The organism is Bradyrhizobium sp. LVM 105 (assembly GCF_003957705.1).
GTDB lineage: Bacteria > Pseudomonadota > Alphaproteobacteria > Rhizobiales > Xanthobacteraceae > Bradyrhizobium > Bradyrhizobium frederickii.
This window is the reverse complement of record NZ_QZMV01000019.1, coordinates 76794-92636: the sequence shown is the minus strand read 5'-3', so window position 1 is coordinate 92636 and position 15843 is coordinate 76794. Positions and strand designations below refer to the sequence as shown.

Below are 15843 nucleotides of genomic sequence, written 5' to 3'. Positions count from 1 at the left end.
CACTTAGCGGCACCTCCTTCACAAGCCTCAAGCAGCTTCAGGAACACATCGATGCCTACGTCAACGCGTACAACGATAAAGCCGAGCCCTTCGTCTGGACCAAGAAAAAGGTCCGTCAACGTCGTTTCAAAGGCCGCCGTATCACTCAGCTCTGATTCCGGGTACTAGGGGCACGGATCTGCACCGCGGCGCGGCCCGAGCGCTCGTTGACCAGTAGCACCGCCCGAGCATCGGCGAGATAATAGAGCGCTTGATCCAGCATCATGGGACGATTGCGCCGGCGTTCGGTGATGGTGAGGAGACGCGTCTCCGCGCCGGTGGCCGGATGGGTGTAGATCGTGCGCCGGTCGGTGACGAGGAAGCTCTCGGCCTGGAGCGTTTCGAGCCCGACGTCATAGACGCCGCTGGCGATGGCGCCCTCGACCTTGGCGTTCAGCAACTGCTCGAAGGCGGTGAACAGCACACCTTGCAGGTCGATGGTGAGCGCGAGTAACCGGTTCAGGAACGTGGTGATCGGCGGCAAGTCGTCCCTGATGCCGTTCGCGTCCATGAGCTTCAAACCCGTGGTGTCCTCGAACATCTGGAGCGAGCAGCCTTCGACCTTGCCGCGCACCAGCAGCAGATAGAGTTGGCGCAACGCATCTCGGGCGTAGTGGCTCTCCAGATTGTCCTCGGGCCGGAACAGACCCTGGCCGCCGGTCTGGCGCTGGCCGCGCGTGATGGCGCCGAGCGTGTCGAGGCGGCGGGCGATGGTCGATAGGGAGCGCTTCTCGGCTTTCACGTCGGTGGCGATCGGTCGAAAGAGCGGTGGCTGCGCCTGGTTGGTGCGGTTGGTTCGACCAAGACCCTGGATCGCGGCATCGGCCTTCCAGCCCGGCTCGAGCAGATAGTGGACGCGGAGCCGCCGGTTTCGCGCTGACAGCTCTGCGTGATAGCTGCGCCCGGTGCCGCCAGCGTCCGAGAAGACCAGCACACGCTTTACGTCATCCATAAAGGCGGCAGTCTCGGCGAGATTGGCGGAGGCGGCCCGGTTCTCGACGGCAAGGCGGTCACCCCTGCGGACCACGCGCCGCGAACGCCCCGTGACTTCCGCCACGAGGTCCGTGCCGAAACGCTGCACGATCTGGTCGAGCGCGCCGGGAACAGGCGGAAGCGAAGCGAGCCGCTCGATCAGCTCATTGCGGCGGGCGACGGCCTCGCGGCTCTCGACCGGCTGCCCGTCGCGGAAGACGGGTCGGGACGAGAGATTGCCCTCGCTGTCGGTGAAGGGCTCGTAGAGCTGCACTGGGAAAGAATGGGCGAGGTAATCCAACACGTACTCGCGCGGCGTGATGTCGACGCGGACGTCGTTCCATTCCGCAGGTGGGATCTCGGCGAGCCGGCGCTCCATCAGCGCCTCGCCTGTCGAGACGATCTGGATCACCGCGGCATGGCCGTCGGCCAAGTCCCGCTCGATGGAGCGGACCAGGGTCGGCGTCTTCATGCTGGTGAGCAGATGGCCAAAGAAACGCTGCTTGGCCGACTCGAAGGCCGAGCGCGCAGCCGACTTCGCCTGGCGATTGAGTGTGCCTGTCTCGCCGGTGATGTTGGCGGCCTGCATCGCCGCGTCGAGGTGATTGTGGATGACGCTGAAGGCACCGGCGTAGGCGTCGTAGATGCGCCGCTGCTCGTCGGTGAGCTGGTGCTCGACCAGTTCGTACTCGACACCGTCGTAAGAGAGCGAGCGTGCGGTGTAGAGACCGAGCGAGCGAAGATCGCGGGAGAGCACCTCCATCGCTGCGACGCCGCCCCCCTCGATCGCCTCGACGAACTCAGCGCGGGTGGCGAACGGAAAATCCTCGTCGCCCCAGAGCCCGAGCCGCTGGGCATAAGCGAGATTGTGGACCGTGGTTGCGCCGGTCGCCGAGACATACACGACGCGGGCGTTCGGCAGCGCGTGCTGCAGGCGCAAGCCCGCACGACCCTGCTGCGAGGGGGCGACATCGCCCCGCTTCCCCTTGCCGCCACCGGCATTCTGCATGGCATGGCTCTCGTCGAAGATGATGACGCCGTCGAAGTCGGAGCCCAACCATTGAACGATCTGCCGGACGCGCGAAAGCTTCTCGCCGCGGTCGTCGGACCGCAGCGTAGCGTAGGTTAAAAATAGGACGCCTTCGGAGAGAAGGATCGGGCGCCCTTGCGCGAAGCGCGAGAGCGGTGTGACGAGCAGACGCTCCATGCCGAGCGCCGACCAGTCGCGCTGCGCGTCTTCCAGCAGCTTGTCGGACTTGGAAATCCAGACCGCCTTGTGCCGGCCCTTCAGCCAGTTGTCGAGGATGATGCCAGCCGACTGGCGACCCTTGCCGGCGCCGGTCCCATCGCCGAGCATGAAGCCGCGACGGAAACGGACCGCATTCGGCGCATCGTCGCGGGCGGCCGTGACGAGGTCGAACGTCTCATCGACCGTCCAGGCGCCAGCAAGATAGTCACCATGCGCCTCGCCGGCATAGATCACCGTCTCGAGCTGGGCGTCGGACAGGATGCCATCGCTGACGAGGCTCGCCGGCAGGTGCGGCCGATAGCTCGGCTTCGGTGGCGCGACCGAGGCCATCGCGGCCGACTGCACCAGCTTGGTCGGGTGCGCCTGCGCACCGGCAATCCGGATCGACTGAAGCCGGTATTCCTCGTAGATGGCCTCAGTGAGATGCGCGCCCTCGGGCGGCGCCCAGTCGATTGTCTCATAGGTGAGGTCGACGGCTTCGGGATCGCTGACCGACGCCTTGGCGGGCTGTATCGCAGCCCGTGCGAGATAGCCGCGCACGGTGCGCGGCGCGAGCGAGGCTGACACGGGAAGCGCGATGGTCAGGCGAGGTGGAACGTGTTCGCCGATCCAGCGGAGCAGACTCGCGACGTCGGGCGCCATTCCCGGCGACTGCGGGAACACATGTGGGTCATCGGCCGGCGCCTTGTCGATGATCGTCAGGCGGGTCTCGATGCTGGTGCCGTGCTTGGCATAGACCACGCCGGCGATTGCGGCGGTCAACACCACGCGGCCACGTTCCTGCAACCGCGCGAAGGCGTCGCGCCAAACTGAGCTTTCGGGTGAGAAGTTGGCGCCGGTGATCGTAACCAGCCGACCGCCATCGGCGAGACGCGCCAGGGCCGAGGCGATGTGACGGTACGCCGCGTCGGCCATGCGGCCAGCAACATTCGCCATCGCCGAGAATGGCGGGTTCATCAGCACGGCGCTTGGGATGGCGGCGGGATCGAGGTGATCGTCGATTTGGGCCGCATCGAAGCGCGTGACAGGGATGGCCGGAAAGAGGGAAGCGAGCAGCGCGGCGCGGGTCTCGGCGAGTTCATTCACGACGAGCGTGCCGCCGGCGATCTCGGCGAGAATGGCGAGCAGGCCGGTGCCTGCGGACGGCTCCAGCACGCGATCCGCCGGCGTAAAGGCGGCAGCAGTAAGCGTCGCCAGCCCGAGGGGGATCGGCGTCGAGAACTGCTGAAAGACCTCGCTTTCGGCCGAGCCGCGCGTGTGGGTTGGGAGAAGGCCGGCGACTTTCGACAACGCGGAAAGTCGCAAAGCCGGAGAGCCGGCTTTACGGAACAGTGCCTTTCCGTACTTGCGCAGGAACAAGACCGTAGCCGCCTCGCAGACGTCGTAAGCCGTCTTCCAATCCCAGGCGCCCGTCGCATCGGATGCGCCGAAGGCCGCTTCCAAGGCGGTGCGCAGGATCTCGGCGTCAACGCGTTGGCCGCGCTCGAGATGTGGCAGGAGCTGTTCGGCCGCAGCGATGATGACGCTGGCGCCGTCAGGAGCGCAGACAGATGCAATCGGCGCGGCCTGCTCGGCCGCGATCGGGGAAACGTTGTTCATGAGGGAAGCCTTAACGAGAGCGGGAGCGGGCGAGCCGGCGGGCGCTCTCTCTCGACCGCACCGGCTCAAACCCGTCCCGGCCCGCCTCTCACTCTCTGCCCGACACCTTGAAACGTTGCGGATGGGACACTACTTTTACCCTGTCAGGGTCGCTGCGCATTGCGCGGCAAGAACCGCTTGTGGCGTGAGCCTCAAGAGCTGAATGGTCTGGTCAACAGGCCGCCGCTGACCTGCATCCGCGCCTTTGCGCGGGTCGGGTCTCGGCATGCGGTTCGCGAGCTCCCGACAACACCATCGAACCGCCTCGCACAATGAAGGAGGATTTGATGGCTCAGATTTTAAAATTTCCCAGCAAGAAGATCGAACCCGTAACCGTTCGCAACGGGGGTAAGCACCGCATCAGCGTCGAGGTTCTCGATGATGTTCGGCCCCGACGCACGCGGTGGAGGGTTCAGTTCGAGGTCCAGGAAGCCGCAGGGTGTGCTGCCTTGAAAGGCTTCACCGATCGTGCCGTAGCCCAGGGCTATCGACATCGCTTCGAAGTGAGCAGCACGCGGGCGGTGCGACGGTTCGTGGCGGAAACCTCAGGCCTCGTTGCCGCCGGCAGGGTCGCGATCTGGATCGACGGCCTGCGGGTGCGACCACAGGTGGCCCGCAGCGCATAAGAATAGGCTGGGGCGACATTCGTCGCCCCAGCCGGTCTTTCTACCTACTCGGCAGCAACCATGTGCGGGTCGTCCGCCTCGTCGCTCGGAGCTTCCTCGTCGTCATGGCTGAGGAATTCCGGCAGCGCCGCGCCATCGCCCTCGGGCTCGGCGGTGTGGACGGTCGCCGCGTGGTCGGCGTCGGCCCTTTTCAGGGGCTCGGGCAGCCAGCCGGTCTCGGCCAGGAGGCGTTCGGCCTCCTTGGCCATGTCGCCCTTCTTCAGATGGTCAATCAGCTGGGCGGCCCGCTCGCCGGCGCCTTCCCGCACCGCCTCCAGGATGCGGCGCTTCGGCACCCGACCGAGATAATTCTCGACGGTCGGGCGCCAGCCAGCTTCTACCATGTCGAGATCGACGGCCCTGGCGATGCGATCGGCATCAGTGATGCGCTGCTCGACCATGTGCGGCGTGACCCCGCCGCCGTAGCGATCGCCCTTCTCGTACAGCGCGTTGACACCGAACGAGGCGCAGTGCGCAAAGAGCGCGGCTTGCTCGTCGCCCGTGAGGCCCGTGAGCCAATCCCAGAGGCCCGCCTTGTCCTTCGGCATTCGTTCCTCCCAGGTCTTGTGGCGCGCGTCGATCGCCTTGGCAGCGGGCGCGTCCTTCAGCCCCTGCGCCTGAACCGGGAAGCTGGCCGTGCGCACGGAGACCTCCATCGCCGTGCCATGGGAGTAATAGCGGGAGAAGACGTCGAGGCAGAATTTGTGCAGCACCGCCTGGAAGGCGACCGAAGGCATGGTCGCCAGCTTGTCGCGCAGCGCCAGCGTCCGCTCCGCCGTGAGCTCGGTCAACAGGCGGTCCGGCAGCGGCTTCACCGCATCATCATCCTCGTCCTCGGCCTCCGCAGCCTGACCGCCGACGGTGATGACGGCGCGCCGGACGACCGGCCCCGATGGTTCCGCGCCGTCTGGATCAACCGAGACGACAGGTTCGCCGTCGCTACCCTGCCCCGGCTCGACCGCAGGCAATTCGTCCTCCGGCCGCACATAGCCGCGATCGACCGACAGCCTGCCCTCGGCGTCGATGCCGACAAACACGCCCGCGCGGGCGATGTCGGCCGGCTGATAGATGGTGGGTCGATTGTCGAAGACGGCGAGAGCCGTCTCGATCTCGCCGAGCCGCAGGTCAACGTCGTCGGGGAGCTCGTCCACACTGTCATACTCGGCTTCGAGCCTGGCTTGTTCGGCATTGAGCGCCTCGATCGTCGCCTGCTCTTCGGCCGTGAGCTCGGCGCGTACGCCATCCAGCTCACGCAAGCCCTGGGTGTGGCCGTAGGGAAAATCGGTCGCGGCGACCTCAATCCACTTCCAGCCTTCGGAGGCGATTGTTTCCGCCTCTGCCTTCAGCTTCTCGGCGACCAGGCTGTCGAGCAGAGCGACATCCTCCAGCCAACGCCGTCGTCGAACTGGAAGAGGTCGTGCAGCACCGTGCCGCCGGCCGCCTCGTAGACGTCGAGGCCGACAAACACGACTCGTCGATCAGAAGCGCGTACCGTCTTCTCCGTCAGCATGCGGCGGATCTGATAGGGCTCCTTCTGCCACGACCCGGAGATCGCCTGCCAGACCTGCTCCTGGCGTGCATGATCGGCAGTGACGGTGAAGGCCATGAGCTGATCGAGTGACATGCCGTCTTCGGCATAGACGTCGAGCAACGCGGGCGAGACCGAGGCGAGACGCAGGCGCTGCTTCACGACATTGACCGACGTGAAGAAAGCAGCGGCGATGTCCTCCTCGGTCCGGCCCTTTTCGCGCATAGCTTGGAAGGCTCGGAACTGGTCAATGGGGTGCAAGGGTTAGGTTATGCGTCAAGTGTCCTGTTAGCGGGACGACGTTGATTCTCTAGTCTTTTTGGCTGCGCCGTGCATTTTGGGTGTCTCTTTGGCGCTGAAGCGCAGCCGGTTGGCGTCGATCACGATGGCTTTCTCGACGGAAGCGATAGTCGCCCTTTGATGCGCGTAGTGCTTGGGCGATAGCCTTGTTGATGTCGTCGAGATTGCAGGACTCCGGGTGGAACTTGCGGCCAGCCCATCGATGCATCGCGTTATGTTCTTCATGGTCGGGGTCGAGCCAGGCCTCAAGGAAGTTGGCATAGCCTGAAGGCCCACCAGCGTCTTCGGGGGGTCCTGAGCGTGCGGCGGCGATACAGCGAGGATATTGGGCACTCTCATCGCGCGCGACGCGCTCCAAGCGCAGCAGATGACGCCAATTGTCGCCGAAGTCGTATTCGTAGAGGATCGTGAGAGGGTTTTCGCCGGGATCGTCGGGGAAGTGAAGGTCGATCATCCTGACCTCGGTCGCCTCGAAGATCCTGCTGTCGGACAGACCATCGTCATCGAACTCTGGAGCTCCGTAGATGAGACCGCCAATATTGAACTGATGCAGATGGCTGTCGGTCCAGCCAAAGGCGGCCTGCAGCACCTCGTGGAGTTGGGCTAGGTTGAGAGTGACTGGCAGTTCGAGAGTGCGGCTGATCTTGGGCTCGATGCCGAGGATATGAACCTCGGCGCGCACAATGAAGCTGTCTGGATCGAAGGGGTCAAGCATGCCGCAGATCATGCCGCGCATGATTGTCGCAGGCAATAGATGGGGCGACGGTTGTCCTTCGGCGACCGCACCGACACAAACCGGCAATCGTAGACGACGTCAGGATTTTGGCCCGCGAGTGAACGGCACTGGTTTCACGGCGCGATCGCGTTCGGCGATCAGGCGGGCATTATGACGCTTCTGCCGCTCAACTTCCGTTTCGGCGTCGAGGATGCGCTTCAGCAGGACGGCATTTTCCGTCACCATACGCCGCTCCTCGATCTGCAAGACCTGGATCAGAGCGCGCTGCTGGGCGAGTTTGTCTTCCCAGGCTGCGAGCTTCTCGGGAACGACCTTGCGATCACTGGCGCGGCGTAATTCGTCGATGATCGATCGATGGTTGGCGTAGATCGCATTGCGGCCGACGCGCGCTTCGCGCGCGAGCGTCGCGACGGTCAGCCGGTAGGATCGCTTTTGCAGGTCCGGGTGTGTGGGCAGACCCTTCACCAGTCGTTCCAGAGCCTCCCGCAGCTTGCAGTGGGTGTTGCGCAGGCGCTTTTCGGCAGGCGTGAGGGCCGGCATTTTGCTGGTCTTACGCGCCATGGCGAGCTTCCTTTCCATCGTCGAGTTTACCAAGGATGCGATCGCATTCGGCAATCCGTGTTTCGGCGAGTTGCCGGCTGACCGGGTCCAGGCCAGGATGGCCGAGAAGATCCGTATTGCGATCGCGGCGGGCCTGCCAGACAGGCCTGTGCCTGGCGGTGACGGCGAAGTTGGCGCAGGCGAGACACGTGCTTTCGGTCCTCAGCACGGGGTTGGGACTTTTCTCGTCGCCGAAGCAGGCAGCCGTTTCGACGCGATAGACACAATAGCCCCAGTCACAAACACCGAGCCTCAGATCAGTCTCCTCCATCAGGAAGGAGACATAGGCCTGGACATCGCCGTCGCGCGTGCGCCCGCGGAACTGGGAGCGGGCGGCGATCATCCTTCCGCCCTTACCCGCGAGGGCGGTTGCCGTCAGCACCTCTTCGAGAGCGGCGCGGGTTTCCTCCCGGGCATGCCGGTCGATCAGGTCGTCGAGCGCGAAGTCGGTCCCGACGTAGCCACGATCGGTCATGGCCCGGGTCACATGACCGAAGTGAGCCTGAAGCGCATGCAGGCCGGTGCGGTCGCGTTTGCCGACGAAGCGAGCAAACGTCTTGCGGCCCTGATGCGTGTTCAGATGCCAGGGGACTCCCTCGTGGTCCGGCAGGCCGATGAACGGCGCAAACAGATCATTCAGCCGCCTTATGATCGTCGAGCCAACGGGCGGGTTGATGCGGGCAGCAGGACCGATCAGCCCCGTGCTGGCCATTGTCAGGAAGAGATCGTCTCGTCCGCTTTGGGTGCGCAGGCGGGCGGTCAGCCGCTCCATGACCACGACAGCCCGCTCGACGGGCGCTGGCGCAACCCAGCGATGGGCTTCGCCATCGATGCCACGCGCCGTCTTGTAAATCCGCCCGACGAGATAGGCGAAGCTCTCGCTGCCGTCGCCGGCAGGATGCTGCTCGATGCAGCCGACCTGAAGGCCGAGGATCTCCGAGAGCCGGGCGCCGACCAGATAGCTGACCACGACAAAGCAGGCGTCGTAAATGCGATCGGCGAGATAGCGCACCTGCTTGGTGCTGGTGACGGGCGCCTCATGCCAAGCAGTTTCCTCCCCAGGCAGTGTCGCGAAGGTGAACGGCGCGATCGCGTCGGTCACGATGAAGCCGGCCTTGGTCTGGCTGATCCCGTTAGCGAGCGCATGGTCATAGACCGACTGCGCCTGGGCTGCAGAGTGATGACGTCGTCGGCCGGGGTCCCGATCAGTCGCAGCGCCGCCGAGACCAGGGGCACGGCGATCGCGTCCGGCGTATAAGGCAGCCAGCCCCTGTCGCGGCGAACGAACGGCGGCGCGATCCCCGGGAATGGATCGGCGATTGCGATCTCCGGGAACTTTGCTCCCTGCAGATAAAGGCGCGTCAGCAGATTGGCATGGTTTTGCAGCGTCGTGCTCTTCAGCGTATTGCCAGGCTTGTGGCCCGGACGCTGCGCCATCACCGTCATGAACCGGTCGCAGGCGTCGCGGTCGAGATCGGCAAAGCACCGATATCCCTGCGCCGCCATCCAGCGGATCAGCATCCGCAACCTATTGAAGACGGAGACGATCGTCGATTCATGAGCGTTGCGGTACCCAGGAGGCGGGTCGAGCTTCAGGCTCCACAGGAACAGCTTCGCCGCCTCTCGCCAGTCAGCCCATCGCGGATCACTGAACCGGCTGTCGTCAGCAAGAACAAAACCCCAGTCGAGCGAGAAGTCGCTGCGGTTGCTGCCAGGGCGATGACCGTCGAGATGCCAGACCTGATCGGACCATACGGACCGTGCCGATATCCGAAGCGCCGGTCTGACGGCGGCGACAAGATTGGGTGCCGTGGAAGCCGTCATCGCTCACTCCAGCGCCGGAAGCAATGCGAGAGCCAGCATTCGTTGTTCGGCATCACCTCGCAGTGTTTGCGGGAAGTTCGGCAGGATGTCGTCGACCAAGATGCGCAGGCTCGGCGCATACAGGAGTTCGAAGCGACGCGGATCAATGCGTTCACGCGCGCGCTCGAGTTCGTCGACCGCCTGAAGGATGCGCGCCATGTGCTCCGCATCGATCGGAATGACCAGCCCGGGGCAACGCAGGCATCCGCCGAAGTGCCGGCAGACCCGACCTGCTATCGAGTCTGGTGCTGTGCCCGCGACCGGGTTGAGGCAATCATGACTGAACGGAACCGTTGCATTGCTCGCCAGCATGATCCGGTCGCGCTGCGCCTGATCCTCACAGTTCACCTTCGCGCCGACGATCCAGCCGAGCATCAGCTCCTGCAATCGGGCGATGGTCTCGCGCTGGATGCGGCGCGTCTGCGGCCCCTTGATGTAAAGCTCGGTCGTGTCGGCGCGGGCATGGTTGAGCACATCCTGTGTCGCGACGATGTCGCCGCCAGACGCCTTGTAATATTCGGTGGCGACGCTGCCGCGCAGCAGCACGGCGGCAAAGTCCGGCAAGAGCTGACGTGCGCGCTCCGGTGCAGCCTTGTTCCAGATGGCGATGCGGGCATTGGAGCGTTTGATGAACGGCTTCAGGGCGTGCGACAAGGTCGCCTCTGCAATGAGCGTGACCGCGTCCTTCTTCTCGCTCTTCGTCAGGAACAAGCGATTGCGGTCCTGCCGGCTGCTCCGGGAGACGAGCGGCGCCGTCATCGCCAGCAACCGGTCGATCAGGTTCGGCGCGGCATGTCGCCGACGGCGATCGAAGGACCGCCGCTGCGCTCGCTTCACCTTCGCGCCGGCTCGAGGCTTGGCCCATTCGACGATGATGCGATGCTCATCGAGCGGATGCGCCACCTGGCAATCGCGCGTTATCAGCCGCAGCGCATCCGGATTGCCCGCCGTTTGAATCGCAATGGCGATGAAGAACGCGACGACCGTTTCGCCGGTCAAGTGAAGATAACCGCCAAGGTGACGAAGGCCGCCGTGGCGGTTGACCGCCGATATGTTGACTTGGCTGCGGATCGCAAGCGTCCGCGATGGAATCACCCCGTCATTCACCCGAGCAAGCGCCCGGACCATGTCGCAAAGTTCGGGATCGACGCCATCGACCGGACCGCTCGTCGCAAGGATGGTCCGCCCGGCTTCGAAGCGATCCCACGCCTCGTCGATTTCCTCATAGCACGCGCGCAGGATCGCCTTGAGATGCTCCCCACCAAGACGCGGTCGGGTGTCGGCAGTCCGGTTCGGCCAGACCCGCCAGGGGAAGTCGATCCGGGACGGCAGCCGCGACGGATGCCGGCGCTTGGTCCAGTCGATCATCTGGCGAAGCTGCATCAGCACATTCGCCCGCGCCCCCTTTGACCAGGGCTTGTTCGTCTGTCCCGCGATCTGTCGATCCAGCCAGGCGATGTAGCGCCCGACCATTGCGGTGGTCAGATCCCCGGCAGAAAGAACATGCCCGTCCTCGACCGCAAAACGGGCGAAGACACGCAGTGCCATCCAACAATGACGGTGCGTTTCGGAGCTCGATGCGGCATGATGATTGCGGAAGGTGTCCGCCAGAAGCATCGTAACGTCTGTCGGCAATCCAAGCTTACCGAGATCGTAGCGCTTTGCGACCTCGCCCCAACCGTCGCGGAAGACGGCAACGGCATCGGCCGGCTGCTCCAGCACCTTCGCTGACGCAGCCGATAGACGCCGGTCGATACGCTCACGCTTACCGGCCATCGGGGATCAACTCGCCGTAGAGATAGTCGATGCTGTCGGCGAGTTCCCGGGCATTGAGCTCGACGCAGCGCAGGTAGATCGCCGTGCTCTGGATCGAACTGTGCCCCAGCAAGACCTGGACGATCTTCAGCGGATTGAGGTCAGGCGTGATCGATGCCTGTCGCTGTAATCGCACCAGCATCGTCATCGCAAAGGTATGGCGCAACCAATGCAATGAACCAGTCACACCGGCGGCCCGGAAGGCTTCCGCAAACACCGCAGTCAATCGGCTCTTGCGGACCGCATTCCCCTGACGATTGAGGAAGAGCGCCGATGGTGGCCGATAACCCGACCGTTGGCGACGCAATGCCCGAACCTGCGGCGTGCGCACTTCATCGATATAGCGTTGCGTGCGGTCAACCAGGCGAATCGGTGGATAGATCGTGCGAGGCTTGTCGCCCTTGGTGATCGTCAAGGGCACGCCGACCAGCGGATGGTCCTCGTCATCGAGATGTGCCGTCTCCGGGACCTGGAAGACAGCCAAGCCGCAAAGCTCCTTGCGCCGTAATCCCGTCGCCAGCGCCCATTCCGCCATCAGGCGGTAGGGCATCTCCAACTGGGCGAAGACCCGGCGCAACTGATCGACCCGCAACGGTCGCGGCAAGCGCTCCTGCTCGGCGACTGTCAGGATGTTCGCCGCCACGACACCCGGGCGCGCATCGACATGCGCAAGGAACGATTGTCGCCGGCCAGGGCCCACCCGCACGTCGACAAAGTGGAACGGCAAGGCCTCGATCCAGCCGCGTCCCTGCGCCCAGACATAAAACCGGCAGACCGTGCGAACCCGATCATTCACCGTCGACCGCGCGTATGGCCGCTTCGTATGCGGGCTCGGCTGCGACAGCATACGATTGCGCCAGGCCGCAATCTCCGCCTCGCTCACCGCGCGCCAGTCGAGACCAGATTGCTCCAGACTGTCGAACCAATCATGCAGGTGCTCGCAATAGGTCCGTATCGTTTCCGCCGCATGCGTGCGGCCCGGAATCGTAGCCAGCTCCATCAGCCAGGCAAACGCCGGCTCGATAATCGCCATCCGTTCCGACACCAGTATCGGAAACCCGGCTGGGATTGCGGCATACCCCATCGCCGCCTTGATGATCCGCGCCATACTGTCCTCTTTGGTCCTCGCCGTCCGAAACGGCAGAAGACACCGAGCTGGGCGCAACTCCCTGTACAGCAACAAAGAAGACAGCTTCCCGAACCGATTGTTATTAAGCGGAGCGCCTGCGGCGCACTCTTTTGTTTAGGATGCGAGGGGTTCCCCTCGCGCTCTCCCGTTCGCCACGTGGCAGGGTTGCAGGACTTCGCCTGCAACCATTTGACTAGTTTGTGGTGTCGCCGCCGCGTCAAGCGTTGTCCTCGCTACGCTGCGGGAACGCTTGACTCGGACGTCTATGTGCCCTCTTCGGAGAGCCCCATGCGTATGAACCATGACGATGACAGCCACACGACTCTAACCGGACAGTTCGAGCACAGAACCTAACAACGGCGCGCGTTGGATGTTCTCGGCAAGCGAATCGTCCTCGGCTAGAATGTCGGTCGCGGGATTGCGGACGACGCAAGGCACCGGTGCGGTCTTGGCGAGGCGTTTCTGCTTTACCAGCAGCTCCAGTGCCCGATAGCGACGGCCGCCAGCGGGAATCTCAAACATGCCGGTCTCGGCGCCTTCGGCGTCGAGGACCGGCCGGACGTTGAGGCCTTGGAGCAAGGTACGCCGGGCGATGTCCTCGGCCAGCTCCTCAATGGAGATGCCGGCCTTTACGCGCCGGACGTTTGACTGGCTGAGCACGAGCTTATTGAAGGGAATGTCGCGCGAAGACGAGAGGGTGATCTTCTGAATGGCGGTCGCCATGGATGATACTCCGCGACGGGCGGCCCAAAGACTTTCTCTGAGCCTCCAACCCGTCACGAAGCGCAGCGCCGCCCTCTTCCTCTGAGGGCAGCGCCGCAAAGCCGAAGATCAGGAAAGATGGAAAACCAGAGAGCCGGAAATGCGCCGTTCCGGACGTCTGGCTTTCCGGATATCAGGCTGCGCGGTCGAGCAGCTTCTTCGCGCGCGCCTCCAGATCGAGGCGTGCATCCTGATGGCTCTTGCCCCGCGCAACCGCAGAGATGCCTTGCACGAAATCGAACACGCTTTCGGGCTTGCGTCCTTCCTCGGCCAACACCGTCTCGATGATCCTCGCTGTCTCTGTCTTCGAGAAGCCACGCTTGCGCAGAAACTCGTTGCGATCGTCGTCGGTGCGGGCGACGATCTTTTCTCGCGCGGCCTTGATGCCGTTGACAAAGGGCATCGCCGAGGAATTGGCAAAGTTGGTCAGCGCCGGCACCGCCTCGTGCGCGAAGCGTGAGGCGGCGTATTTGGAGTGACGAATGGTGATCTCCTCGAAATCCTCGACGCCCCAGAGATTGCGGTTCTGGCAGACGGCGCGGAGATAGAAGCTCGCCATGCCGAGCGTCTTGGCACCCACCTCGGAATTCCAGCAGTAGAAGCCGCGGAAATAGAGGTCCGGCGAACCGTCGGCCAATCGGCCGGCCTCGATCGGGTTAAGGTCGTCAACCAGGAACAGGAAGACGTCGCGGTCGGATGCGTAGAGCGTCGTCGTATCCTGGCTGATGTCGACATGTGGATTATAGACGCCAGTCGACCAGTCGAGCACGCCAGGGACCTTCCAGCGCGTGTCGCCCGTGCCATTGCCGGCGATGCGCTGAACCGCCGCCACAAGTTCGTGGTCGAAGATACGGCCGTATTCGGGACCCGTAACGGCGCGAAGCTCAACGCGACCGTCTTCGATCTCGAGCGTCTTCACCTGCTCGGCGGAATGGGAGGTCAAGCCGTATTGCAGGTTAATGCCGGCCAGCGGTGCCGGAAGCTGCCGGAGATAAGACGCCGGCGCTCCGACCAGACCGGCGAGTTGGCCGAAACTCCAGTGGGTCGGGGCGATCGGCGCGTCGGAGCCGGGCAGCACCAGGGCTAGGCGCTCGGCATCGTCGCGCCTAGCCTCAACCCGGATCGCAGCGCTCTCGACCGTTCGGGTCCGGCTTCGCTCGGTGCGTCCACGCGCCGCGGCATAGAGGTCCGACAGGGACAGATAGCGCTCGTCTGCTGGACGCGCGAACCATTCCGACGATACTCGGCCGACCCGCTCGCCGCGGGTCACGTCCACCTTGTAGCCGCCGACGTGGTCGCGGCCAGCGCTCAGAGCTTCGACTTGGGTCATGGGTCATCTCCACGACAGGCGCCGGAGGCCTCTCCTCCGTTCTTCAACCCGTCACGGCGAAGCCCGGCCGCCCTCTCACTCCAAAGGGGGCGTTGCGGGGTTCTCCCCGCAGAAGGGGGCGTGTCGGCGACCGTGGCGCCGACCAGGGGGAAGGCCTTCCCACAATCCCGCTTCCGCATCGGCATAAGCCCGATTGCTAGCCCGAGCTATTCCGGAGCGGATTGTCATCGGAGAACCCGGTCCTATTGGGGAATTTCGCGACGAAACGATCTGGAAAAGTGTTCATGCGATCGAGTGCAGCGAGTAGGTGATGAGCCTGCCAGATCGCAACGCCAGTCATGTAGCGATAGAAAGCCATGACCTCCGAATTGTCCGGCGCATCGGCCGCCGGGTAGAGGTATTGTGTTCCAAGGCCGTTTGGGTGAGAAATCTCGCTCAACTTGTCGTAAGTCTGAAGCAACGAGCCTTCACCTTTGAACGCCTCGCTTGGATTCGGCCCCGACATGCTCCAAAGAAATGGATATTTATTGACGAGATAGGAGACATAGTCGACGTCGGTGGCCTCTAGTTCGCGGAGTGCATCATTGACGTGGATCGACTTGATCTTTGCATCTCCGAGTTTTGAGCCTGCATAGAAGCGAAAGAACTGCGCCTCCAATCGAGAGAAATCTCCATCAGCCAAACTTTTCTCCATCTTGTCGATGAAGTATCGGCCCATCGCAATCGTTTCAACCAGCGCCCTCGCTAGAATTACTGCCGGAACGACGCGATCCGCTTGCATCAATGCGCGCATGCTTTCAATCAAGTCATGTGCACGTTTGGGGTAACTGTATGCGAGCTCAATGATTTCATATGTTACCAGGTTCGGCGAATCCTCGGCCGTCCAACGACGCCGAGCCCATTCGGCGATGTCATGAATGATTTGCTTTAAGCGCGCGTCTCGGATTCCGACGATGTCGCCCTTCATTATAGCGCCCATGATTGAATCCTTGTCCATTTCGGGCCGCTTATCCGTCATGTGCTCCCCCTCTTCGGTGTTGCGTTTCTTTTGAGTCGACCAACGCCACCTTCCCTCATCTGAGGTCCCATCTCCTGACTTGGCTCGCATCAACATGAAGATTAGAGATATAAGTCGCGCGCGTGTGTGCGATCCCAGGTAGCACGTCGCTACGGCCGGGCCTGTTGCCCCGCATGTGTGATCCGGTAGCTGCGACCTT

General features: G+C 63.5%; 10 protein-coding genes and 3 pseudogenes. 2 read left to right on the top strand and 11 right to left on the bottom strand.

The features are described 5' to 3' along the window. Positions 1-155 (top strand): annotated as a pseudogene (locus D6B98_RS34335) (IS630 family transposase); the annotation flags it as partial. Here D6B98_RS34335 and D6B98_RS34330 read toward each other — a convergent pair. Further along, positions 146-3859, bottom strand: coding sequence for a strawberry notch family protein (locus D6B98_RS34330; protein WP_235884947.1), 3714 nt, complete (start codon positions 3857-3859; stop codon positions 146-148). The pseudogene D6B98_RS34335 and the gene D6B98_RS34330 sit on opposite strands and share 10 nt — an antisense overlap. 326 nt (positions 3860-4185) lie before the next feature. On the opposite strand from D6B98_RS34330, the gene D6B98_RS34325 reads away from it, so the two are divergent. After that, positions 4186-4524: a hypothetical protein gene (locus tag D6B98_RS34325; RefSeq protein ID WP_126261426.1), complete on the top strand. Its 339-nt coding sequence runs from the start codon at positions 4186-4188 to the stop codon at positions 4522-4524. Between the two features lie 44 nt (positions 4525-4568). Here D6B98_RS34325 and D6B98_RS34320 read toward each other — a convergent pair. The 10 genes and pseudogenes from D6B98_RS34320 to D6B98_RS34280 all read right to left on the bottom strand — a co-directional run. Further along, positions 4569-6355: pseudogene (locus tag D6B98_RS34320) on the bottom strand (ParB/RepB/Spo0J family partition protein); the annotation flags it as partial. A 46-nt stretch (positions 6356-6401) separates the two neighbouring features. Continuing rightward, entirely contained in the window at positions 6402-7118 is a 717-nt protein-coding gene (locus D6B98_RS34315) for a plasmid pRiA4b ORF-3 family protein (protein WP_235884950.1), read from the bottom strand. An 87-nt stretch (positions 7119-7205) separates the two neighbouring features. Further along, positions 7206-7688, bottom strand: a complete 483-nt coding sequence (locus tag D6B98_RS34310) for a hypothetical protein (protein WP_126261425.1) — start codon at positions 7686-7688, stop codon at positions 7206-7208. Further along, positions 7678-8829 carry a site-specific integrase gene (locus tag D6B98_RS40580; protein WP_205680547.1) on the bottom strand — a complete coding sequence of 384 codons (1152 nt, stop codon included), beginning with the start codon at positions 8827-8829 and terminating at the stop codon, positions 7678-7680. The genes D6B98_RS34310 and D6B98_RS40580 overlap by 11 nt, the downstream gene beginning before the upstream one ends. After that, the gene (locus tag D6B98_RS40575; RefSeq protein ID WP_205680546.1) at positions 8826-9551 is read right to left on the bottom strand and encodes a site-specific integrase; all 726 of its coding nucleotides are present in this window, start codon (positions 9549-9551) and stop codon (positions 8826-8828) included. Before D6B98_RS40575 ends, D6B98_RS40580 begins: the two co-directional genes overlap by 4 nt. A 3-nt stretch (positions 9552-9554) precedes the next feature. Further along, entirely contained in the window at positions 9555-11312 is a 1758-nt protein-coding gene (locus tag D6B98_RS34300; protein ID WP_245481514.1) for a hypothetical protein, read from the bottom strand. Between the two features lie 43 nt (positions 11313-11355). Continuing rightward, positions 11356-12513 (bottom strand): tyrosine-type recombinase/integrase, encoded by a 1158-nt coding sequence (locus tag D6B98_RS34295; protein WP_126261423.1) that lies wholly within the window; start codon positions 12511-12513, stop codon positions 11356-11358. A gap of 375 nt (positions 12514-12888) precedes the next feature. Further along, positions 12889-13257 (bottom strand): annotated as a pseudogene (locus tag D6B98_RS34290) (ParB/Srx family N-terminal domain-containing protein); the annotation flags it as partial. Between the two features lie 172 nt (positions 13258-13429). Continuing rightward, positions 13430-14626 carry a DUF932 domain-containing protein gene (locus tag D6B98_RS34285; protein ID WP_126261421.1) on the bottom strand — a complete coding sequence of 399 codons (1197 nt, stop codon included), beginning with the start codon at positions 14624-14626 and terminating at the stop codon, positions 13430-13432. Positions 14627-14822: 196 nt separating this feature from the next. Next, complete coding sequence (locus D6B98_RS34280) at positions 14823-15644, bottom strand: hypothetical protein (protein ID WP_126261420.1); 822 nt, start codon at positions 15642-15644, stop codon at positions 14823-14825. Between the last annotated feature and the right edge of the window lie 199 nt (positions 15645-15843).

Coding starts and splice junctions, on each gene's coding strand:
- D6B98_RS34330 (WP_235884947.1), bottom strand. CDS start 3,859: ATGAACAACGTTTCCCCGATCGCGGCCGAGCAGGCCGCGCCGATTGCA.
- D6B98_RS34325 (WP_126261426.1), top strand. CDS start 4,186: ATGGCTCAGATTTTAAAATTTCCCAGCAAGAAGATCGAACCCGTAACC.
- D6B98_RS34315 (WP_235884950.1), bottom strand. CDS start 7,118: ATGATCTGCGGCATGCTTGACCCCTTCGATCCAGACAGCTTCATTGTG.
- D6B98_RS34310 (WP_126261425.1), bottom strand. CDS start 7,688: ATGGCGCGTAAGACCAGCAAAATGCCGGCCCTCACGCCTGCCGAAAAG.
- D6B98_RS40575 (WP_205680546.1), bottom strand. CDS start 9,551: ATGACGGCTTCCACGGCACCCAATCTTGTCGCCGCCGTCAGACCGGCG.
- D6B98_RS34295 (WP_126261423.1), bottom strand. CDS start 12,513: ATGGCGCGGATCATCAAGGCGGCGATGGGGTATGCCGCAATCCCAGCC.
- D6B98_RS34285 (WP_126261421.1), bottom strand. CDS start 14,626: ATGACCCAAGTCGAAGCTCTGAGCGCTGGCCGCGACCACGTCGGCGGC.
- D6B98_RS34280 (WP_126261420.1), bottom strand. CDS start 15,644: ATGACGGATAAGCGGCCCGAAATGGACAAGGATTCAATCATGGGCGCT.